Below are 21,962 nucleotides of genomic sequence, written 5' to 3' on the forward strand. Positions count from 1 at the left end.
GATTTTCTACAAGGTGAATAAATGAGCTTGAAACCACTAATTCGTTATAGAGTTGCTCGAAATGTTGATGGTTCTAATGTCGAATTGTTTAGTTAAATTAAGAGTAAATCATTGTATGGAGTGAGAGATTTGTTAGCAGATTATGTAGAGCGTTGCCCTCACTGTCGTGTTAGCTTACAAGGTGATGAAATACCAAAAGAACAGCAAAAATCGTATAATGCAACGCATTTTACGAGAAAAATTGGAATCACAAAGTTAGAAGCAGACAGAATTTTGTATTGGGAATGTCCAGATTGTCATAATAATTGGTCATTGAAATAAGCTAAACAATTATTGGAGGGGGTAAAAGCATTTAATGTTATTTCTCCCATGTTTTTTTATTTTTGTTCATTAATAAAGAGTGATTTTAAATTAAACGAGAGCTAAACTATGAATGGATACCGCAAGGAAAGAATACTAAAGGGATGCCGTATAGTATTCATAGAAAAGAGTAATGAATAACGGATTTTTTGCGATAAATTTATCCTAATTATATAAGTCTTAAAGAAGAAAATTTCGATGGTAATTATTTAAACGAAAATATTAATAAGTTAAATGCAGATAAAATCTCAGAGGACATGCTTAATCCGGATTTTTATTATTTATCTAATGGTATAAGAGTTATTACTGATGAGAACAAGAACATAAGAAATATTGCAATTACCCATGATACTGATGAAAACGTAAAAACAAGTAGAGGAATATCCGGGACTAAGATTGAATTTATAGGAAATTAAATGAGTAACTTTGGGTGTGTTAATATCACGAGAAAAACATATTTGATACTAATGATTATACCAATTATATTACTCTGTTATTTTTTATTTGTTAAACCTGAAGTTGTTTTTGAAGAGCAATGTCCTGATAAGCCATATAGCTTAGAGATAGTGAAATATGGTACGGGAATTCTGGATATGAAGATTGCTTATATACATTACAAAATGAATGGTGAAACTGTTGCAACTAAACAATTGGATTTTTTTAATAAATTAGGTAGTTTTGATGTTGTATGGGATACCTCTACCGACGATGCGACTAGATGGATTGACAAGAGCGTTCATCTAACTATGACCTACGCCAAAAACTTTCAAGGCGACTTGGAAACTAAAATTGTTGATTTCGATTATAACAGTGTAAAACACTAAAAATGGCTCGGAGTTTTCCTCCAAGCCATTTTTGATGTGAAGTATATTGCGAATCATCTTTTGCAAATTTTACGATTTACCTTGCTAATTAGGTTGTGAATTAGAGTTTTGCACATCTCAACCGAACCCGTTAACAAAAAGTAACGCTCTTTTATTTCGAAAGATGCAGAGGAATGACGTTATTACCAACAACCTGTGCCATCTTTTCTTTATAGACTCCTTCATATTCCTTTTCCCAAGATGGTATTGAATTCGCAGGATAAGGGAACGTGTATAAATAGACAATTTAGTAACGCTGTAAATCTGCATTTTTAAAACCGGCTCCTCAGCTTCAACTAATGGGGACGTTAATTAAAGATTATTGAGTTGCGTAGGCAACCATCTTTTTCTTTATTGAACTAACCACTTCAGTTTAGTTGAAGAGCGGTGTTTTACTTTTACATGTGTTCAACAATCGGGCCATTATCTGGAATAACATTAATAAATATAATTACTCTTTTGTCTATAAGAATATTTTACCGTATATATTAAGAGCGTATTTTGATTAATCTTTTTTCAAAATACGTTCTATTTTTGTTGGATCAAAGGTCAATCAATATTACAAATCACAAATACGATTATGTATATCAATTAATTTAGGTGTTTTGAAATCGTGTTACATAATACAAGGTTATAAGAATCTAGGTTAGTCTATTAAAATATGCAAAAATTAGGCCTAGATAGATTATTGTAGTATGAAGTTAATATCAGGGTGTTATCTTAGCAAAAGGAGCTTCAATCTTTGATATAAGAGCTTTTTCCACAGTGAAATTCTGGATTGTATCATTGGGAGATAAAGGTAGATAAATGAAGAACTTTACAATGTTTACAAAACAGAAAAACCTTAATTTGACACGTTCCAATAATATAAAAACCCATATTTGTTATCCTTATTTTCAATTTGTAAAGCATGTATTAACATTTTAAAGACTCCGTAAATCGTATTGTTTTAAAATAAATCAGCTTATATAATAACCATGCAAGACAAAATTGACACGTTCAAAAAATAAAGGAGAGAACATTTTTCATGAAGAAAACGTGGTTGCTAATCGTTGCACTTGTTTTTAGTTTGGTTTTAACAGCTTGTGGAGGGAATCAAGATTCCTCTGAGGGAGCTGCGAAAGGAAAAGATAAATCTCTAGTAATTTATACAAACTCCGGATCAGATGGTCGTGGAGACTGGCTGAAGGAAAAAGCTGCTGAACAAGGATTTAAAATTGAAATCGTTGAAGCTGGTGGAGGAGATATTCGCAATAAATTAATTGCAGAAAAAGCAAATCCAATTGCAGACGTTGTTTACGGATTAAATGAAATGAACTATATCGCATTAAAAAATGAAGGTGTTCTGGAAGCATTCACTCCTGTTTGGGCAGACGAGGTAGAAGCGGGAACAAGCGACCCAGAAGGTTACTATCATTCATTAGTAAAACAAGCTATTCTATTGATTTATAATTCTGACTTATATACAGAAGAAACGGCTGCATCTGACTGGCCGGAATTATGGGAAAATAAAGCATTTCACGGTTTATATGAAGTACCGACTAATTTAGGAGGGGACACAACTAGAACCGTCATTGCTGGTATTCTAGTACGTCACCAGGATCCAAATGGTGAACTTGGTATATCGGCTGAGGGCTGGGAGGAAATTGAGAAATTCTTTGACAATGGTACTCCTGCGACAGAAGGTACTCCTTTCTATGCAAACTTAGCAAATGGAACGACTCCATTCGGTCAAATGTTCTCAAGTGGAATTCAACAAAGAGAAGAAGAATACGGTGTGAAAGCAGGGATTGTATCACCTGAAATTGGTGTACCCTATGTTATAGAACAAGTTGCAATTGTGAAAGGAACGAAGAAAAAAGAGGTTGCAGAAGAATTTATTAACTGGTTTGGAAGTGCTGATGTACAAGCAGAATGGGCAAAAGAATTTAACTCAATGCCAACGAATATAGAGGCAGCTAAATCAGCTAATCCAGAGGTAAAAGCATTACATGAATCCGTGACGAAACAAGATATGGATTGGGAATTCATTACTGAAAATATTGACGCTTGGATTGAAAAAATCACCTTAGAAATTCAATAAATTTTATAAGAATAATTGGCCTTGGTTTTTTGTTGAAAACCAAGGTTCACTTTTCTAGTACTAGCGGAGGGAATAAGATGATTGAATTCAAAAATATTCAAATCAAATTTGATGATTTCATAGCCATTCAAAATTTAAATCTTGAAATTAAAGAAGGTGAGTTTTTTACACTTCTGGGACCTTCAGGATGTGGAAAAACAACGACGCTAAGGAGTTTAGTTGGATTTATCAAACCAACAAATGGCGACATCCTAATTAATGGAGAGAGAATAAACGATATTCCTGTAGAACGCCGTGAAATAGGTATGGTATTTCAGAGCTATGCACTGTTTCCAACTATGAATGTATATGAAAATTTAGCATTTGGACTTCAATTAAGAAAATACAAAAAAGATGAAGTGGATAAACAAGTTAGGGAAATAGCCAGAAAAGTAGATTTAAATGAAGAACAGCTTTTTAAAAAAGTATCTGACTTATCAGGTGGACAGCAGCAACGGGTTGCCATTGCAAGGGCTCTTGTATTGAAACCAAAAATTCTTGTGCTTGACGAACCGTTATCGAACTTGGATGCCAAACTAAGGAAACAACTTAGAAGAGAATTAAAAAAATTACAGTCGCAATTCGGAATCACGTCCATTTATGTTACACATGATCAGGAAGAAGCATTAACAATGTCTGACCGAATCGCAGTATTTAGCAAAGGCAATATTGAACAGGTTGGAACACCAAAGGAAATATTTGATCATTCGAAAACAGAATTTGTCTGTAATTTTATTGGCGACAACAACTATTTAGAGCCATCATTTTTACAGCGAATAAAAAATGAATGTAATGTAGAAATCGATCCGTCGAAAAAAGCATATATCAGACCAGGTAAAGTGACAACTAAAAATGTCGATGTCAAAAAATATGATGTGATAGTAGAAGGAGAAATTGTTGAAAAAGAGTATCACGGCATTTCTTCTAAAGTCATTTATGAGTTAGGTAATCAACGAATCGCAAATATGGAAACGGAAGATAATTCAAACGATTATGAAGTGGGAAGCAAAAAAAGAATCGCATTTCAAACATCAGATATTTTAACTTATTAGAAGGTGGACATGATGCAAATACAAAATAAGTATAAATTAAACAATAACCTGTTTCTCCTTACTATTGGAATTGTATTATCGTGGCTATGTATCGCCTTTCTTATTTACCCGAATATCAATTTATTAATCGCAACGTTTTTCCAGGATGGAGGCTTTACGTTAGAGCCATTTGAAAAGTTGATGAAATCTGAACGTGCAATGAGAAGCTTATGGAACAGCTTTATTTTAGCAATTGCTGTGGTTATAACAGTGAATATGGTTGGTCTGTTTCTAGTATTTATCATGAGTTATTTTGAAATTAAGGGAATGAAGTTTCTACGGTTTGGCTATTATTCAACCTTAATCTATGGAGGAATAGTATTAGTAGCAGGCTATCAATTTATTTATGGCGATGTAGGACTCGTAACCAATGTTTTGCTAGCCATTTTTCCGGATATGAACCCGCATTGGTTTAAGGGATTTTGGGCTGTCTTGTTTGTTATGACTTTCTCTAGTACATCAAATTATGTCATCTTCTTATTAAATGCCTTGCAAAAGGTAGACTATCAAACGATTGAAGCTGCAAGAAATATGGGGGCAACTGACTTTCAAATTATAAGAAAGGTGATTCTTCCCGTTTTAAAACCAACTATTTTTGCCTTGACTATTTTGCAGTTTATCGGCGGATTAGGGGCATTTGCAGCACCAAAAGTGGTCGGAGGAGAATTCCAAACGATTACACCGATGATTTTAACATTTTCCGGTATAGTCAGTTCTAGAGATTTAGCAGCCCTTTTAGCTATTTGTCTAGGGTTAGCTTCGATGATTCTACTTGCAATCATGACAAAGGTAGAATCTAAGGGGAACTATATGTCCGTTTCAAAAGTAAAAACAAGTTTGATCAAACAAAAGATCAACAATAAATTTACCAATGTCATAATTCACATGATGGCATATGTATTATTTGTGCTCTATACACTGCCAGTTGTTCTGATCTTTATATTTTCGTTTACTGATTCCAAGGCGATTACTACAGGTAAATTAACATGGGACAGTTTTACATTAGAAAACTATATTACGGTATTTACCAACGCAAGTGCTTACCAACCTTTCCTTGTGAGTATCATTTATTCAGCACTCACTGCCATCATTGTTGTAGGGTTGATCCTATATATTGCACGGTTAATTCAGAAGCATAACAACAGATGGACGGCGATTCTCGAATATATTCTTCATATTCCTTGGATGTTACCTTCCGTGTTAATTGCGATGGGTCTGATCATTACATATAGCATTCCAAATGCAGTAATGTTTAACAAAGTACTAACTGGAACGGTAGGCATATTATTAATTGGTTATATTATTGTTCAAATTCCTTTTGTATTAAGAATGTTAAAAGCGTCCTTTTATTCCATTGACACTTCATTGGAAGAAGCGGCAAAGAATTTAGGAGCAAGCAATATAAGGGCCTTCTTTAAAGTGTTATTGCCAATTATTTTACCTTCTGCTTTGGCATTAGTTGCCTTAACATTCAATTCAACTTTGGATGAATATAATTTATCGATGTTTTTAAGTCATCCATTTTATCAGACATTAGGAATTACGATACAAAACAGTACATCACCAGAAGCGTTACAGGATACAAGAGCATTAACCTTTGTCTATACGGTACTATTAATGGTCATTTCAAGTATTGTTCTTTACCTTGTTTATGGCCGAGGAACAAAGGCAGGAAAATAACACGATAAGTTCGATGAAATGAAATAGCAATTGTGGAAACAAAAAATGGAGGTACATCATGATTGGGAACAAAAACAACAATGATACGACAAAATTATTAAATGAGAAATTAGGATCGGAGTCCTTTTTAATTGCTGTCCATCGTGGTAGTAGCATGGGAAATATAATTGAAAATACGCTCTCTGCTTTTTATGCAGCGATACAATCCGGTGCAGATATTTTAGAAATTGATGTGGTTCGCTCAAGTGATGGTGAATTTTACATATTCCATGATGGAAATGAGCGCAGGCTTCTGGGACAGGAAAAAAATATCAGGGAAATGGATTCTGTCTTCATTGAGTCTTTAAACTATCGAAATAATATCGGACAAGTTGTCAATTATAAAGTAGAAAAGTTAGAAAATGTCTTAACGAGCTTAAAAGGTAGTGGTATGCTCCTCAATTTAGATCGTTCTTGGGAAGATTGGGAGACATTGCTTCCTTTCCTAGATCAGTTTGACATGGCAGATCAAATTATTTTAAAATCCCCAGTGAATCAAAGTTGCCTATCTATTTTGGAACAACACCCTATAAAGTATCCGTACATGCCGATTATAAAAAAATTAGAAGAAATAGACGAGGTCCTAAGCTATCAGACTATTAATTTGACAGGCATGGAATTAATTGCAAAGGACACGGATAGTGTATTCTTTCAAGATAGTATCATCCGCGGTATTAAAGAAAAGGGATTATTTATTTGGCTAAATGCAATCGTATTGAACGATAAGGATGTATTGTATGCAAAGTATGATGATGACCAATCCATCATAAAAGGGCCTGATTATGGTTGGGGGAAACTTATTGAAAAAGGGTGCGACGTCATTCAAACCGATTGGCCAAGTCTATTAAATCAGTATAGACAAGAAATTAGTAAGAAAATGAAAAGAGGATGAATATGAATAAATATATCCAAGATACCCATGCCCATGTTTTAATATGGCTTGAAGAAGCGGCGAATATGATACGTGAGTCGTTTACTGAACAATTAATAATTGAGACAAAATCTAACTTCAGCGATTTAGTTACAAATATGGATAAAAGTGTACAAAATTTCTTTATCCAGAAAATCATGGAGTACTATCCCACTCATCAGATTTTAGGTGAGGAGTCTGCAGAACAATTCAAAGATACGAATAGGGAACATGTATGGGTAATCGATCCGATTGACGGGACGGCGAATTTCGTAAAACAACAGGATCATTTTTGTATCCTTATTTCCTATTACGAAAATGATATTGGAAAATTAGGCTATATTTATGATGTAATGAATAAGAATCTATATTACGCGATAGAAAATGCAGGTGTTTTCTTAAACAATAGTAAATTACCTACTCCACCAGCTATTTCTTTACAGGAGGGACTTGTCTCTATTGATGTACGGAACTGGTATGGAAAAGCAAGTTTGGAAAGGTTGGCTACTGAGGCCTTCGATATCCGATATTTTGGCTGTGGTGGTATTGACAGCATTCATGTGATAACGGGTAAGTTTGCTGCATTTGCAGCATCGATAGCGGGCCCTTGGGATATAGCGGCTCAACGAATTTTCGCAAAAGAGTTAGGGCTATGTGTATCTAAATTTGATGGAAGTGATGTCAATTATTTGAAAGGTGGAAATTGGGTAATTTCCAATAAGGCTGCATACGAGGACCTTTTAACAATTGTTAAAGAATTTTAACACTTGAAAACGTAAGATAGATAAAAATGATTGTTAGAATTAAAAGGTGGTGGAATTGATGGTGACCATATTGGATATAGCAAAAGAAGCAGGCGTATCACATGGTACAGTATCCAATGTTTTAAACGGCAAAGGAAATGTCAGTTCAAAAAAAATGGAACTTGTTTTAAATGCGGCTGAAAAATTAGGATACAATCTAAATAATAATGCAAAGCTGCTTCGTTCCGGAAAAAGCCAAACTATTATTATGATATTACCTAGCCTCGCATTAGAGGAATACTCTATTTTTTACGAAAATGCTTTAAAAGAAGCAAGTTCCATAGATTATCAGATAAGGCTGTACTGTACTTATGACAATCCAATAAGGGAAAAGCAAATTATTAAAGAAATTATTAAAGAGCGTCCAGCTAGCATTATTACGGTCTCTGCATTACATGATGCTAATGAGTATTATGAGAATATTCCAATTAGTAAAAGTGACATCATTTTTATTAATAGGAATTTAGCCAATGTACAGGAATTTATAACTTTTGATTTTAATCAGGCTGGGATTGATATTGCAACGCTTATTGATCAACATATTATCGGAAAAATTGCCTTGTTTACTGGAAAAGACAATTTTACGAATGAGCATGAGTTTACAAATGCATTGTTGGAGAATTTAGATAATCGAGATATTACTGTATATCAGTCTACTTTATCCCATGAATATGAAAATGCGTTTAAAATAGTCTTAGAATCGTCCTTTGACTGTATCATTGTAACAAATGTCTCTAAAGCACAATTATTGATTAAAGCATTTCATTATGCTTCAAATAAAAAATTACCAAAAATTATCGCGCTCGGACCATTAAAAAACATGCATAGTAATGAAATGATGTACTATTTTCAGGATTTTGGATATTTAGGTGAACGAGTCGTGAAAAATATCATTCAAACGATAAATTTAAAAGATAAAAGTCATTCCAACGTTTATCCCAATTATGGATTTCTAATGAAGCCAGATCGATATAAAAACTTTCAATCAGAGATTAAGATTCTTACCATTGATTCACCAGCAACGCATGCGCTAAAAAAAGTCATTACGCATTTTGAAAAGAATACAAACTGCATCGTACATCTTGATATAAAATCCTATAATGAGGTTTTTCAAATCATTGAGGACGACGAAAAGTGGAAAGACTTTGATATTATAAGATTGGATATTGCTGGTTATTCTTGGTACGGGCAGAAAATTTACCGCCCACTGCGAGGATTGGAAGTAGAAATAGATGCATTTATTGAAGCATTGCCATACTTTATCAAAGATGCTTATGTCAATATCAATGATACTGCATATGCTGTTCCATTTGACATCAGTATTCAGATGTTATTTTATAGGAAAGATATTTTTGAAAATGACATCGTAAAGCGAAAATACTTTGAAAAAACCAAATCAGAACTTAAAATTCCAACGACATTTGAAAAATATAACGAAATAATCACATTTTTCAATGAGAACGACTTTGACCAAGTAAAAGAATTAACTGGTGCGTCCATGATTTCAGGAAACTTTGAGACCATTGCAGCTGAATATTTGCTCAGGTATTATTCCTTAAAAGGTGATCTTCTCACTGGCACAGATATTCATTTAGACCCAGAAGTAGCGATCAATGCTATGAAGTTACTTTATGATAATTACAGGAATTCTCTGGTCATTGACTCGAATTGGTGGGGAGAGGAAGTACAGGCTTTTAATAAAGGGAAATCGGCAATGGTGATTGGATTTATGAACCATTTGTCTGTTGTCTCTCAAAGTAATATTAAGGGTTCAATTGGAATTGCCGATGTTCCAGGGAACACACCTTTGCTTGGTGGAGGGATTTTAGGGCTAACGAAATCAACTAAAAATGTGGAAGCATCCATTGAATTTCTTACTTGGCTCAACAGTCCAGAAATTTCGGAACAAATCAATTTACTAGGTGGCAATACGGCAAGTTATTTTCTCTCGAATAACTCTGTTGTCAGAACGATGTATCCATGGCTTGCTAAAGCGAAAAAAACAATCATAAATGGAAAGCGAGAGACTGTTTTTGAAAATGGCCAGAGAATCGATTTAAAACATACGGAAGAAATCATTGGAAAACATATACTAAAACTATTAACAGAAGATCAACCTCAGTTTAAAAAAATATGTAGAAAAACATAAATATAGAATTGAAGGAAAAGAAGGAAATGTTGACCAATCAGGTTTAGGGTGAGTTTTCGATTTGCATGATCAAATATTTTGGAGGGGATTTATGTCAATTACATTATTAGGAGTATTTGCTGGGCTATTAACTAGCTGTTCGTTTATTCCGCAAGCATACAAAGTCATTAAAACAAATAGAACGCAAGATATCTCTCTACCGATGTATAGCTTATGTACAATTGGAGTGTTTATCTGGATCATCTATGGACTGATGATTAATGATTTGGCCATTCTATTAACAAATATCATTACTTTTGTACCAACAATAATCATTCTTAACCTAACCCTTAAAAACCATATACAAAACAAAAAAAAATATAATAAAAAGATCTATACTCATTCCTCTTGATAGAAACGGTATTGGTAAAAGGCTTAACAAGTAAAGAAGGTACTAAATTCGACGCTTATTTAAAATATGAAAAAAATGTAGATAACGAATACTTTAGTTGGAAGATTGGGTTTGCTAAAAAAAGAATTTAAATTAAGATGAACCCCAGTCTATCCTAGAGAATTTGTTCATGATTGTGGGTCCCCAATCATGTGAGTAGAGGCTCCAGGTCAAGCTGAAAAATTATTCACGCACTCTGACTTAGACAGCAAAATGGACATTGTTATTTTGCCGTTTTTAAGCATACTTTAGTTAAAAGCAACAAGAAACTTAGTTTTTTGAACTATGTACAGTTTTCTATATGTTGAAAGCAAGACCACTTATTTTCATAACTAAAAAGTGGTTTTGCTTTTTTGTTGAATTTTTTGCTGTCAATATGGCAAACTGAATACGGAGATAAATCTGAACATGGTCCATCTTTCACCTAAGGGCATAAGCATCTTACGAATAAATTGTTAAGTACGCCATGCTCATCTAGGACACTAAAACTAGTTTTAAAGATAGTAGGCTAACATATTGGAGGAAGATAAATTGACTAAAAGGAGATCAGTTGGATTAGAGTTTCGCACATTATCGCTTTTAATGAGAAGACAATTGGATCATACACTAATGGAAAAAGATAACCACCTTACTGCCATGCATGGTTGGACGATTAGTTATCTTTGCAAAAACCAAGATAAAGATGTCTTTCAAAAAGATTTTGAACGAGAATTTTCTATTCGCAAATCAACAGCATCCAGAATACTAAAGGCTATGGAAAATAACGGTTTGATCACAAGACAATCTGTGCCTTACGATTCAAGACTTAAAAAAATTGTCTTAACAGAAGATGCGCTGAAAATACATGACGGCATCATGACTCGTAGAGCGATTCTTGAACAAAAATTACTATCAGGTATCCCGGAAGAGAAACTTGACGTGTTTTTTGAAGTGATGGATGCTATGAAAGAGAATATTGAATCTTGAAGAAGATGCTATTTTGAAGTTTTTATGACTATATAGTTAGCATGCTAACTAAATGAGGAGGACTGCAAATATGTTGAAAATATTTAAATACTTAAAACCGAAAGAATGGACGCTAATTGTAGCTAGTATTGTGTTCATTGTAGGGCAAGTTTATTTGGATTTGAAGTTACCGGATTATATGTCTAAAATTACGACCCTTGTACAAACAGAGGGCAGTAAAACGAGCGAGGTATGGGCAGCTGGAGGGATGATGCTTTTATGTGCCCTTGGCAGTATGATATTGGCAGTCATTGTGGGCTATTTTGCGGCAAGGGTAGCAACATCTCTTTCAAAGGAATTGCGAAAAGGAGTATTTGACAAAACGTTATCTTTCTCTATGGAGGAGATTAATGGTTTTTCGATCGCAAGTCTTATTACTCGTTCTACTAATGATATAACGCAAATACAGCAAACTGTTGCAATGGGTCTTCAAGTTATGATTAAGGCTCCGATCCTTGCAGTATGGGCTATTTTGAAGATTACCGGAAAAAGTTGGGAGTGGTCAGCGGCAACAGGAATAGCAGTAATTGTTTTACTTATTATGATAGGCAACCTGATCATCTTTGTGCTACCGAAATTTAAAGTCGTTCAAAAACTGACAGATAATCTTAACCGAGTAGCAAGAGAAGGTTTAACTGGTCTTCGTGTTGTTCATGCCTATAACGCACAAGAGTATCAGGAAGAAAAATTCGAACAAGTAAATAAGAATTTAACAGATACAAATCTTTTGGTGAACCGACTTATGGCCATTATGCAGCCGGGGATGGGTCTGATTATGTCAGGTTTAACTCTTTCTATCTACTGGATTGGAGCGCATTTGATTAATAATGCAGGGGGGATGGATCGAATCGGTTTGTTCAGTGATATGGTCGTATTTTCATCTTATGCAATGCAGGTGGTTATGGCATTTATGCTATTATCAATGACGTTCATTTTGCTACCGAGAGCAGCAGTATCTGCAGCACGTATTAATGAAGTACTAGATACACCTCAGACAATTATTGATGGAGAAATACAATCGTCGCCTAAGGGTATCGAAGGTGAGATCGAACTCCGTAATGTTAGTTTTAAATATCCTGATGCAGAAGACTATGTTTTAAAGGATATTAGCTTTACAGCACATAAAGGTGAAACTGTCGCTTTAATCGGTTCTACGGGTAGTGGTAAAAGTACGCTCATTAATTTAATCCCAAGATTTTACGATTCTACTGAGGGGGAGGTATTAGTCGACGGCATTAATGTGAAAGAATATGCACAAGAAGCTCTTCATAATAAGCTAGGTTACGTTTCTCAAAAAGTCGTATTATTTTCAGGTACAGTAAAATCTAATGTTACTTACGGTGATAACGGCCAGACCCCATCAACAGATGAGGAGATCAAAAAAGCGGTGGAAATTGCCCAAGGTAAAGAATTTGTGGAGAACATGGATGGTGAATATGAAGCGGCTATTGCTCAAGGCGGAACAAATCTCTCAGGAGGACAGAAACAACGTCTTTCTATTGCACGAGCAGTGAATAGAAATCCAGAAATCTTTATTTTTGATGACTCGTTCTCTGCCTTAGATTATAAAACGGACCGTCAACTTCGTTCTACTTTGAAAAAAGAAACGAAAGGTGCAACTTCTTTGATTGTGGCACAGCGGATTGGAACGATTAAAGATGCTGATAAAATTATTGTTCTTGATGAAGGTAAAATCGTTGGTATGGGGAAACATAGTGAATTATTGAAAACTTGTAAGACTTATCAGGAAATCGCCTATTCGCAACTATCGAAGGAGGAGTTGGAAAATGAGTAATAAACAAGCAAATAAGCCCCGAAAAGGTACTGGTGCTCCAGGTAATATGGCAGCTCCTGGAGAAAAGCCAAAGAATTTTAAAAAGCCTTGGGGAAAGCTGATTGCCTATTGTAAACCTTATTTACCAGCGATTATCTTTGCACTTGTCTTGGCAACTGTAGGAACAATTTTCACGATCATTGGACCCAATATGCTCAGTGAGATAACCGATTTGATAATGGAAGGTATTACTGGTGAGATTGATATTACGGCTATAGGAAAAATTGGTCTGCTTCTTGCTATTTTGTATGGATTGAGTTTTATTTTCAATTATATTCAGGCGTTTATTATGGCAACTATTACGCAGCGAGTTTCCAAAAGGCTACGTTCAGATATTTCGAACAAAATCGATAAATTACCGTTGAAATACTTTGACTCTACAACCTACGGAGATGTGTTAAGTCGTGTCACGAATGATGTGGATATGATTGGGCAGTCTCTAAACCAAAGTATTGGTTCATTAGTGACAGCGGGAGTCATGTTCTTTGGATCTTTGATTATGATGTTCTCTATTAATGTTACGATGACACTTTCTGCCATTGCTGCAACTGTCGTTGGATTTGTATTAATGATCTTTATCATATCCAAATCCCGCAAATACTTCATACGCCAGCAGCAAGACCTTGGTAGAATAAACGGTCATATTGAAGAAATCTATTCAGGGCATGAAGTCATGAAGGTTTATAACGGTGAAAAAGCAGCTAAGCAAGAATTTAATGAAATCAATGAAAGTCTTTTTAATAGCGCTTGGCGCGCGCAGTTTATGTCGGGCATGATGATGCCTCTCATGATCTTTATTGGAAATTTAGGCTATGTTGTTGTTTGTGTAGTAGGTGCTGCACTTACAATGAAAGGTTCCATTACATTTGGTGTTATTGTTTCATTTATGGTGTATATCCGCTTATTTACGCAACCATTGTCTCAGTTTGCACAGGCAGCTACAAGCTTGCAGTCAACTGCCGCAGCAAGTGAACGTGTATTTGAGTTCTTACAAGAAGAGGAGCTTAAAGATGAAAGCGATAAGAAAGCCACTTTAGATGCCAAAGATGTTAAAGGTAATGTGCAATTTAAAAACGTTAAGTTTGGATATACAAAAGAGAAACTTATTATTAATGATTTCTCTGCTCAGATAAAAGCTGGTCAAAAAGTTGCCATTGTCGGACCTACTGGGGCTGGGAAAACAACGCTTGTTAATCTTCTCATGCGTTTCTATGAAGTAGATAGTGGAGAAATCATGATTGAGGACGTAGCGACTAAGTCGATTACTCGTAAAAATGTTCACGACTTATTTTGCATGGTGCTGCAAGATACTTGGCTATTCGAAGGTACCGTTAAGGAAAATATCGTTTATAACAAAGAAGCTGTAACCGAAGAAGAAGTGGTAGCAGCTTGTAAGGCAGTAGGTTTGGACCACTTTATTAGAACCTTGCCGAAAGGTTATGAGACAGTTTTAAACGATAAAACAAGTTTATCTGTAGGACAAAAACAGCTTATTACCATTGCAAGGGCGATGGTTAAAAAAGCACCGTTGCTTATTTTAGATGAAGCTACTAGTTCCGTTGACACGCGTACTGAAGCACTTATTCAAGAAGCAATGGATAAATTGATGGTAGGAAAAACATCATTTGTCATTGCACACAGACTTTCAACAATTAAAAACGCCGATTTGATTTTAGTGATGAAAGACGGAGATATTATTGAAAGTGGTAATCATGAAGAGCTGATTGCAGAAAAAGGATTCTATGCGGATCTATATAATAGTCAGTTTGAAAATGTTTCTTAAAAATGAATGCCCATATACTCGCTTTCGGTTACTGGGGGCGAGTGTAGCTTGTAAAAAAAGATTGATTGTTTTTTATATATTTTTTGAATTAAGTCTCTACTCCTTAAGTATTTTTTTCGAATTGAAGGTTATATGAAACAAGAATCTAATTAAAAACTTACGAAGTAGAATTCTATGTAAGCCAGCCACAAATGGAGTTAGCTTTGCTTTTTAGCCTGTAACAAACGACATTGATTCCACAAAGATTGAAACAATTTTAATTTAATTGTATTTCAGAAAAGAGAGCACCCAGAAATAGGTGCTCTTATATAAATAATTACTTATCCTTTTAATTTAGGAACCCTATAAAAAAATTCCACCTTTTAAAGGGTGTTTTAAAATGATTCTATAGGTTATTAGGTGCAACTATTATCCTTTTCCATAATACTTTCTACGAAATTTAGTGCAGGAGATGAAAGTTCATCATCTTTTCGTGTACAAATTGATATTGGATTTACAATCCTAATATCTTCAACATCAATTTTTGCTAAATCACCACGAGCAATATATTCTTTTGCTTCTAGAGAGGAAACAAATGTAATTCCGTAACCTTCCATAACAGCTCTAATAGTTTCGTTTAATCCATTCATTTGTAATCCAATAGACGGTTGATTAATATTATTTATTTTACATAGTGAAACTAATTTTTCACGAGAAGAACTACCCTCTTCCCGAAAAACAAAAGGCTCAAGCATAGTTTCTGCTAAGGTAACTTTTTTTTTAGCAAACTTATGATTCCTACTAACTACAAACCACATTTCGTCCTTAAATAATTCCTTCCAGTATATCAAAGGGTGAGATTCATTTATGCCCCCAATAAAAGCTATATCAGCTTCATAATTAATTAATTGGTTAATAGCTTTACTAGAATTTGTACTAGTTAATTCTACTTCAATATCTGGAAATTTTTGTTTAAAATCGGCAAGCCATTTTGGTAGGAGAAAATTTGCTGGTAGATACGTAGCTGAAATGCTTAACTTTCCAACTAGTCCTTTTTTGAATTGTTCTATATATTTTTCGATTTCTTCCTCAAGAGTAAATAATTTCTTAGTGTATTTGGTAAGTTGACGACCCGACTCGGTTAAAAAAACTCCTCTTCCCTTTGGAGCTAATAGACTAAGGCCAATTTCTTGTTCTAATTTTTTTACTTGTGCAGTAACAGCCGGCTGACTTATGTTAATTTCATTAGCAGCTTGGGTTACACTTCCTTTTTCAGCGACTATGTGAAATATCCTTAATGCATGAAGGTTCATCTTCCACCTCTACAATTCATAATTTTTAGTTATAAATACCATAAAAATGTGTATTAGATTTTTCAGAAAATTATCTTTATTATAAAGTTATGTAAAAGTTGTTGCAACAAAATAAAGATTTAGGAGGTTGTAAATAGTGTAAATTCCACAATAGAATAAACATGAATAATTTTCTAATTATTATAATTATTGTATATAATCAAGACCCTAATTTCAAGCAATATACAATACTTACAAACTAAAATGATATTTTTTACTACTAAATAAGTAGAGAGGAATGTTTATTCCTGAAAGGGGAAGCAAATATGAGTATCCTAATCATTAATAAGACTTCTTATTCTAAATCTCCATATGATGTTTGGTTACTCAAGACTTAAATGAAGATTTAATAATGTTAACTACGCCAAAATGTTGCGAAGAATTTACGAAGCAGCTGAAGCAGATGCAATATTAATCCATTCAAAAATGAAAGATATTAATGAAATTAAAAAGTTTGCTGAATTGTTTAAAGGTACTGTACCTATCGTTATTGTTCCGACCACATATCCTAATGTAACTGTTAAAAATTTGGAAATTATGGGTGTAGATATGGTGATTTAGGCTAACCATGGTTTACGTAGTTCAATTACAGCGATGGAGGAAACTTTCTCCAAAATCCTTTTAGATGGAACTACAGTAAATATAGAATCTAATATTTCAACAATGCAAAAAGTCTTTGAGCTTCAAGGAATGTTCGAAATGAGACAATTAGAAGATAAATATAACTCTTCTAATATAATAGAGTTACGCTAAAAGGGGGATGAACTAGAAATGAAACTTTCATGTATCGATTGTCACAAAGAATATTCTATAGATTCATTCCGCTACTTGTGCGATTGTGGAAATCTACTTGATGTAATACATGATTTTAAATCTATTGATTCTGAATACTTAAAACAAATATTCAATAAACGACTTGCAGACCGAGTTTCGCCTTTTGCTAGCGGTGTTTGGAGATATAAAGAACTAATTTCCCCTGAACTGGAGACTAACCATATTGTTACAAAATACGAGGGTAATACTGGTCTTTATAAAACGGAAAAGATATCAAACTATATAGGTAACCGCTGCACTTGGGTGAAAGCACAGAGTGAGAATCCGAGTGGATCATTTAAAGACAACGGTATGACAGTAGCTGTTTCTCATGGCTACTCACTTGGAAAAACAAAATTTACTTGCACATCAACGGGTAACACTTCTTCTTCACTCGCAATGTATGCTTCTCTGGCTAATTCAGAATCTTATGTCTTTGTTCCAAATAAAAATATATCTGTGAATAAAGTGCTGCAAACTTTATCTTATGGAGCCAAAGTTATTACATTTGAAGGAACTTATGATAATGGGATTCAGTTTTTAGAAAAATATAGTGATGATTTAGGATTATACGTTTGCAACTCGATAAATCCGTTCAGAATTGAAGGTCAAAAAAGTATAATTTATGAAATTGCACAATACCTTCAATGGAAATTACCAGATTGGGTAATCGTACCAGGAGGAGCATTAAGTAATGTATCCGCCTTAGGGAAAGGATTAAATGATCTTTACACTTTAGGTTTTATAGACAAAATTCCAAGAGTAGCAGTTGTTCAGGCAGAAGGAGCCAGTCCGTTTCACAAGATGGTAGAAAATAATCAAGAAACCCTAATTCCTAATCCAAATCCCGATACTGTAGCTTCTGCTTTAAATATTGGAGATCCACCAAGTTGGAAAAAGGGATTACGTACTCTTGAACAAACAAATGGCATAACCGTTTCTGTTACTGATGAGGAAATACTTAACGCCAAGGCAATAGTTGATCAAAGTGGAATAGGATGTGAACCCGCTTCTGCCTCAACAGTTGCAGGATTGAAAAAACTTGTTGCTCAAAATGTAATAGATTCTGATGAAACAGCCGTTTGTATTTTAACTGGAAACCTTTTAAAGGATACTGAAATACTAAAAAAATATCACTTAGAATCTAATGAGGAAGCTCATTTCGCTAATTCAATAATTTCTGCTGAACTAACAATAGAAAATATAAAAAAATTATGATTGGGAAGAAATGGTATGAAATTTGAGATCTTATATGACAACTTCAATTAGTTATTTACATTCGAACATAAACTTTTTCATTGAATCATCACTTTCTTTAGAACATATTTTTGATTTCTTCAGTACTCATTTTTAATAAATAGAGAGCAAGTATTACAGCACGCACGACAAATGGCCAGCTTTCTGATGATTTTTTTCAGATAGCTGGCTTTATTATGCATATGTAGCTCGAATTGACTCGGACCAAGGCATGTATTCTTGTAATAATTCTGGTTGTTGATGAATTGCGAGATTGGGTAAATCCGTCAAAAGCTTAACGAGGTATTTATAGATATCTATACCATTCGCTTTTGCTGTTTCCGCTAGACTTAAGCAGATTGCATTGGCTTTTGCGCCCGCCTCACTGACAGAGAAGAGCCAGTTCTTCCTTCCAATCACGGTTGGAAGGATCGCATTTTTGGCTGGATTATTATCGATTTCGATTTGCCCATTATACAAAAATGCTTTTAGTTCATTTCTTCTGTTCAACGTATACTCTGTTGCTGTGGCTAATGCGTTTTTGCCAAAGAATTGAGACTTTTCGAGCCAGTTAAAGAACTTCCGAATGACCCGTCTTTCTACGCCATTGAAGAAGGAGATTTCGCCCGCAGCAGTTTTAATCACACAGCTTGGCCCAGCTGTCTGTTGGAAAGAATGAGTCGAGGATGTTTCAGTTGGTATGGGATCCAGTTTAACTGGAACAATGGTTATGGGCACAACAATTTGTCCATTGGTACAACGAAATCCACCTGCATAGCGGGCTGAATTTTGTAACACCTGTACAATGTCATACGGGCGAACACATAGCCCTATTAGAAAAGCGCAAAGACGTGTACGAGGCTGCGAAGGAGAAGCATCCGGAGCGTTGGGCACGAGGTACAAGAAATTGGGCACCGACTGAACAAGTAGCACTCAATCCAATGCGAGATGAGGACAAACTGAAGCAGTGACAATAGTCCCATTTCCCTGGCGATTAAGATTGAAAGCACGCTTTTTCTTTCAATCTTAATTGCCAGGCCAACAAGCTCAGCGAGATAGCCTTGACTGAACATGGGGATTCACCCAATCTTTCAAAATACTAAAGTAACTAAATACGACAACTATATTGACAAACACCGAGAATGAAAAATCATTTGTTAAAATAACAAACTAAATATATGCCAAACATTTTACTTAGTGTTTAGCATTTTGCGCTACACATCAATCAGAAAAACCATATGAAAGAGTTTGTGGAGAATTGTACTTAAATGGATTAGGATGCTTTTCTTCAAGTAGGCATAGAGTTTTTTCTACTTCAAGTTTCGTGGCAGGTTAGTTTCACAACTGGTTGTCTTTTTAAACATAGAGATATATTTCCATGGATTTGATTGACATGTAAAGTGTATTAAGCCTATAATACATTACGAAGAGTGTATTGTATGCTTAATACACTTTACATTTTTTTGAGAATGGTGTATTAAGGTATTAATACACAAAGACCGATTAGCTGGGTAATGGCTAAATAATAAATCGGGTAGTTCTTTAAAGTTCTTTGCCCACCAGTATGCACAAACTGTATTAAGCGCTTGATACACGAAAATATGATTTTCTGGGAGTTGAGTTAATTGACTGTAAAGTTTAATAATCGGGATCCGGTTTATGTCCAGGTTATCCGGCATTTTAAAGAGCAAATCGCCAAGGGGTATTTTGAACCTGGTCAGGAGATTCCATCAAGAAGAGAACTAGCCAACCAGCTGAAGATTAACCCAAATACTGCACAACGAGCTTATAAGGAAATGGAGGAACAAGGATTGATTTTTACTGAGGGGAATATGCCGAGCTGTATTACTAAAGATGAAGCGGTCCTTAAAAGTGTCCGTGAGGAATTGATTATCGAAGCGGTTGACTTATTTTTAGGTTCTATTAAATCCATCGATGTGCCGTTATCTGAAGTGTTGGAACTAGTAAAGAAAAAGCATGATGCCGAAAGCGGAGAAGCGGAGGAATCGAAATGATTGAAGTAAAAAATGTCATGAAAAAATACGGCAGGAAACAGGTATTAAAAGGTCTTTCATTCACTGCTGAAAAAGGTGAAATTACTTGTTTAATCGGTATAAACGGAGTAGGAAAGACGACAATCATGAAAGCTATTATGGCGCTCACGCCTATTAATAGCGGTGAAATTTTGATTGATGGGGAAAAAATCCGGAAAGAAAGCTTTGAAAAAGTTACCTTTATTCCAGATACGATTACGATGTTACCACAAATGAAAATTTGTGATGCCTTTGCGTTCATGGCCGATTTTTATAAAAACTGGGATCCTCAAAGGGCAGAAGAGTTGCTGCAATTTTTTAAACTAGACCCTACTGAACGAATTGCCAATTTATCAAAGGGGAATATGGCTAAAGTCAATATGATATTAGGTTTGGCACTGGACGTAGATTACTTACTGATGGATGAACCATTTTCTGGTATTGATATTTTTTCCCGTGAACAGATTGCCGAAGTGTTTACAAGTCATTTAATTGAAGAGCGTGGTGTGATTATCACAACCCATGAAATTAGTGATATTGAACACTTGATAGATAGAGCAGTGCTTATTGATAACGGTAAAGTATTAAAGGAATTTAGTGTAGAGGAAGTGCGTGAAAAGGAAGGGAAATCAGTAGTTGATGTCATGAGAGAGGTGTATCGTGGATGAGAAACTATTTAAAACTTCTTAATTTCGAAGTAAATCGATTTTTCAAATTGTACCTAATCTTAATAGGTGTGATAATTGTCAGTCAGTTCATTGGGGCGATTGTCGTGTCAAAAATATATATGGATAGAGCGGATCAGAATCAACTATCAATGAGCCAAAATGTTAAGGAATACTTTTCATTTAATTATTTCGGTGACTCAGAATGGTTTCTGCTGCCAATCTTTTTTAGCATAGCCATTTTGATGATTTATGTTTTCTTTATTTGGTATCGGGATTGGTTTGGAAAAAATACGTTTATTTACAGATTATTAATGTTGCCAACTGAAAGAATTACTATTTATTTCGCAAAATTGACGACTATTATGCTATTAATACTTGGTTTAGTTACCTTGCAAATATTGTTAATTCCGATCGAAATACAAATTGTTAATAGTATTATACCAACAGATTTACAATCGCATTTTTCGTTTTATCATTTTAGTAGTTTTGAAATATGGGGTTGGATGTATCCGAATACTTTTACTGAATTTATCCTGATTTATGGAGTAGGGCTAATCTTTGTAGCAGTTTTATTCACTGCCATTTTAATTGAACGAAGTTACGGTTTAAAAGGCATTTTTTTCGCAATCGTTTATGGAATGCTTTCGTTCGGTGTCTTTTTTGTGCCAATTTTATTGAATGAATTTTCTAATGGTTATTTTTACTCACTTGAAGTCCTTCTTATGATAATAGTAGTGAGCATCATCGTATTAGGAAGTGCCATTTGGATCGCGAATCATTTGCTAAAATATAAAATCAGGGTCTAAGGGGGG

The 21,962-nt window shown here is 34.6% G+C and carries 18 protein-coding genes and 1 pseudogene; 17 read left to right on the forward strand and 2 right to left on the reverse strand.

Going from position 1 to position 21,962, the window contains the following annotated elements:
- The first annotated feature begins 120 nt into the window (after positions 1-120).
- From FJQ98_RS11050 to FJQ98_RS11105, 12 genes are all read left to right on the forward strand, one after another.
- Complete coding sequence (locus tag FJQ98_RS11050; RefSeq protein WP_343069294.1) at positions 121-321, forward strand: hypothetical protein; 201 nt, start codon at positions 121-123, stop codon at positions 319-321.
- A 506-nt stretch (positions 322-827) separates the two neighbouring features.
- Positions 828-1,184, forward strand: a complete 357-nt coding sequence (locus tag FJQ98_RS11055) for a hypothetical protein (protein ID WP_241774646.1) — start codon at positions 828-830, stop codon at positions 1,182-1,184.
- 1,066 nt (positions 1,185-2,250) lie between these two features.
- Positions 2,251-3,306, forward strand: coding sequence for an extracellular solute-binding protein (locus FJQ98_RS11060; RefSeq protein ID WP_053596864.1), 1,056 nt, complete (start codon positions 2,251-2,253; stop codon positions 3,304-3,306).
- A 77-nt stretch (positions 3,307-3,383) separates the two neighbouring features.
- The gene (locus FJQ98_RS11065) at positions 3,384-4,397 is read left to right on the forward strand and encodes an ABC transporter ATP-binding protein (protein ID WP_053596865.1); all 1,014 of its coding nucleotides are present in this window, start codon (positions 3,384-3,386) and stop codon (positions 4,395-4,397) included.
- 9 nt (positions 4,398-4,406) lie between these two features.
- Positions 4,407-6,116: an ABC transporter permease gene (locus FJQ98_RS11070; RefSeq protein WP_053596866.1), complete on the forward strand. Its 1,710-nt coding sequence runs from the start codon at positions 4,407-4,409 to the stop codon at positions 6,114-6,116.
- A gap of 58 nt (positions 6,117-6,174) precedes the next feature.
- On the forward strand, positions 6,175-7,047 hold the full coding sequence (locus tag FJQ98_RS11075; protein WP_082340384.1) for a glycerophosphodiester phosphodiesterase family protein: 873 nt from the start codon (positions 6,175-6,177) through the stop codon (positions 7,045-7,047).
- Between the two features lie 2 nt (positions 7,048-7,049).
- A complete protein-coding gene (locus FJQ98_RS11080; protein WP_053596867.1) occupies positions 7,050-7,829 on the forward strand; it encodes an inositol monophosphatase family protein in 780 nt (259 codons plus the stop codon).
- Between the two features lie 58 nt (positions 7,830-7,887).
- Entirely contained in the window at positions 7,888-10,017 is a 2,130-nt protein-coding gene (locus FJQ98_RS11085; protein ID WP_201406697.1) for an extracellular solute-binding protein, read from the forward strand.
- A 91-nt stretch (positions 10,018-10,108) separates the two neighbouring features.
- Positions 10,109-10,408, forward strand: coding sequence for a SemiSWEET family sugar transporter (locus FJQ98_RS11090; RefSeq protein WP_075807347.1), 300 nt, complete (start codon positions 10,109-10,111; stop codon positions 10,406-10,408).
- 555 nt (positions 10,409-10,963) lie between these two features.
- Positions 10,964-11,413: a MarR family winged helix-turn-helix transcriptional regulator gene (locus tag FJQ98_RS11095; protein WP_143115058.1), complete on the forward strand. Its 450-nt coding sequence runs from the start codon at positions 10,964-10,966 to the stop codon at positions 11,411-11,413.
- 70 nt (positions 11,414-11,483) lie between these two features.
- The gene (locus FJQ98_RS11100) at positions 11,484-13,247 is read left to right on the forward strand and encodes an ABC transporter ATP-binding protein (protein ID WP_053596870.1); all 1,764 of its coding nucleotides are present in this window, start codon (positions 11,484-11,486) and stop codon (positions 13,245-13,247) included.
- Positions 13,240-15,069, forward strand: coding sequence for an ABC transporter ATP-binding protein (locus tag FJQ98_RS11105; RefSeq protein ID WP_053596871.1), 1,830 nt, complete (start codon positions 13,240-13,242; stop codon positions 15,067-15,069). Before FJQ98_RS11100 ends, FJQ98_RS11105 begins: the two co-directional genes overlap by 8 nt.
- A gap of 395 nt (positions 15,070-15,464) precedes the next feature.
- Here FJQ98_RS11105 and FJQ98_RS11110 read toward each other — a convergent pair whose 3' ends face one another.
- A complete protein-coding gene (locus tag FJQ98_RS11110) occupies positions 15,465-16,361 on the reverse strand; it encodes a LysR family transcriptional regulator (protein WP_053596872.1) in 897 nt (298 codons plus the stop codon).
- A gap of 408 nt (positions 16,362-16,769) precedes the next feature.
- Here FJQ98_RS11110 and FJQ98_RS11115 point away from each other — a divergent pair, with 408 nt between their 5' ends.
- Together FJQ98_RS11115 and thrC are read left to right on the forward strand one after the other, a co-directional pair.
- Positions 16,770-16,961 (forward strand): hypothetical protein, encoded by a 192-nt coding sequence (locus tag FJQ98_RS11115; protein ID WP_053596873.1) that lies wholly within the window; start codon positions 16,770-16,772, stop codon positions 16,959-16,961.
- A 210-nt stretch (positions 16,962-17,171) separates the two neighbouring features.
- The gene (gene thrC, locus FJQ98_RS11120) at positions 17,172-18,431 is read left to right on the forward strand and encodes a threonine synthase (RefSeq protein WP_053596874.1); all 1,260 of its coding nucleotides are present in this window, start codon (positions 17,172-17,174) and stop codon (positions 18,429-18,431) included.
- Positions 18,432-18,644: 213 nt separating this feature from the next.
- Here thrC and FJQ98_RS11125 read toward each other — a convergent pair.
- A pseudogene (locus FJQ98_RS11125) lies at positions 18,645-19,046 on the reverse strand (IS66 family transposase); the annotation flags it as partial.
- A 1,028-nt stretch (positions 19,047-20,074) separates the two neighbouring features.
- On the opposite strand from FJQ98_RS11125, the gene FJQ98_RS11130 reads away from it, so the two are divergent.
- From FJQ98_RS11130 to FJQ98_RS11140, 3 genes are read left to right on the forward strand one after another with little or no spacing between them, the layout of a single operon-like run.
- Complete coding sequence (locus FJQ98_RS11130; RefSeq protein WP_053596876.1) at positions 20,075-20,464, forward strand: GntR family transcriptional regulator; 390 nt, start codon at positions 20,075-20,077, stop codon at positions 20,462-20,464.
- A complete protein-coding gene (locus FJQ98_RS11135; protein ID WP_053596877.1) occupies positions 20,461-21,150 on the forward strand; it encodes an ABC transporter ATP-binding protein in 690 nt (229 codons plus the stop codon). Before FJQ98_RS11130 ends, FJQ98_RS11135 begins: the two co-directional genes overlap by 4 nt.
- Complete coding sequence (locus FJQ98_RS11140; protein WP_053596878.1) at positions 21,147-21,956, forward strand: hypothetical protein; 810 nt, start codon at positions 21,147-21,149, stop codon at positions 21,954-21,956. Before FJQ98_RS11135 ends, FJQ98_RS11140 begins: the two co-directional genes overlap by 4 nt.
- The last annotated feature ends 6 nt before the right edge of the window (positions 21,957-21,962 follow it).

It is taken from the genome of Lysinibacillus agricola (genome assembly GCF_016638705.1).
Classification (GTDB): Bacteria; Bacillota; Bacilli; order Bacillales_A; family Planococcaceae; genus Lysinibacillus; species Lysinibacillus agricola.

Bases quoted from the DNA above. Each gene is read 5' to 3' on its own strand.
- FJQ98_RS11055 (WP_241774646.1), top strand. From the start codon at position 828: ATGATTATACCAATTATATTACTCTGTTATTTTTTATTTGTTAAACCT.
- FJQ98_RS11060 (WP_053596864.1), top strand. From the start codon at position 2,251: ATGAAGAAAACGTGGTTGCTAATCGTTGCACTTGTTTTTAGTTTGGTT.
- FJQ98_RS11065 (WP_053596865.1), top strand. From the start codon at position 3,384: ATGATTGAATTCAAAAATATTCAAATCAAATTTGATGATTTCATAGCC.
- FJQ98_RS11070 (WP_053596866.1), top strand. From the start codon at position 4,407: ATGATGCAAATACAAAATAAGTATAAATTAAACAATAACCTGTTTCTC.
- FJQ98_RS11075 (WP_082340384.1), top strand. From the start codon at position 6,175: ATGATTGGGAACAAAAACAACAATGATACGACAAAATTATTAAATGAG.
- FJQ98_RS11080 (WP_053596867.1), top strand. From the start codon at position 7,050: ATGAATAAATATATCCAAGATACCCATGCCCATGTTTTAATATGGCTT.
- FJQ98_RS11085 (WP_201406697.1), top strand. From the start codon at position 7,888: ATGGTGACCATATTGGATATAGCAAAAGAAGCAGGCGTATCACATGGT.
- FJQ98_RS11090 (WP_075807347.1), top strand. From the start codon at position 10,109: ATGTCAATTACATTATTAGGAGTATTTGCTGGGCTATTAACTAGCTGT.
- FJQ98_RS11100 (WP_053596870.1), top strand. From the start codon at position 11,484: ATGTTGAAAATATTTAAATACTTAAAACCGAAAGAATGGACGCTAATT.
- FJQ98_RS11105 (WP_053596871.1), top strand. From the start codon at position 13,240: ATGAGTAATAAACAAGCAAATAAGCCCCGAAAAGGTACTGGTGCTCCA.
- FJQ98_RS11110 (WP_053596872.1), bottom strand. From the start codon at position 16,361: ATGAACCTTCATGCATTAAGGATATTTCACATAGTCGCTGAAAAAGGA.
- FJQ98_RS11115 (WP_053596873.1), top strand. From the start codon at position 16,770: ATGTTGCGAAGAATTTACGAAGCAGCTGAAGCAGATGCAATATTAATC.
- thrC (WP_053596874.1), top strand. From the start codon at position 17,172: ATGAAACTTTCATGTATCGATTGTCACAAAGAATATTCTATAGATTCA.
- FJQ98_RS11135 (WP_053596877.1), top strand. From the start codon at position 20,461: ATGATTGAAGTAAAAAATGTCATGAAAAAATACGGCAGGAAACAGGTA.
- FJQ98_RS11140 (WP_053596878.1), top strand. From the start codon at position 21,147: ATGAGAAACTATTTAAAACTTCTTAATTTCGAAGTAAATCGATTTTTC.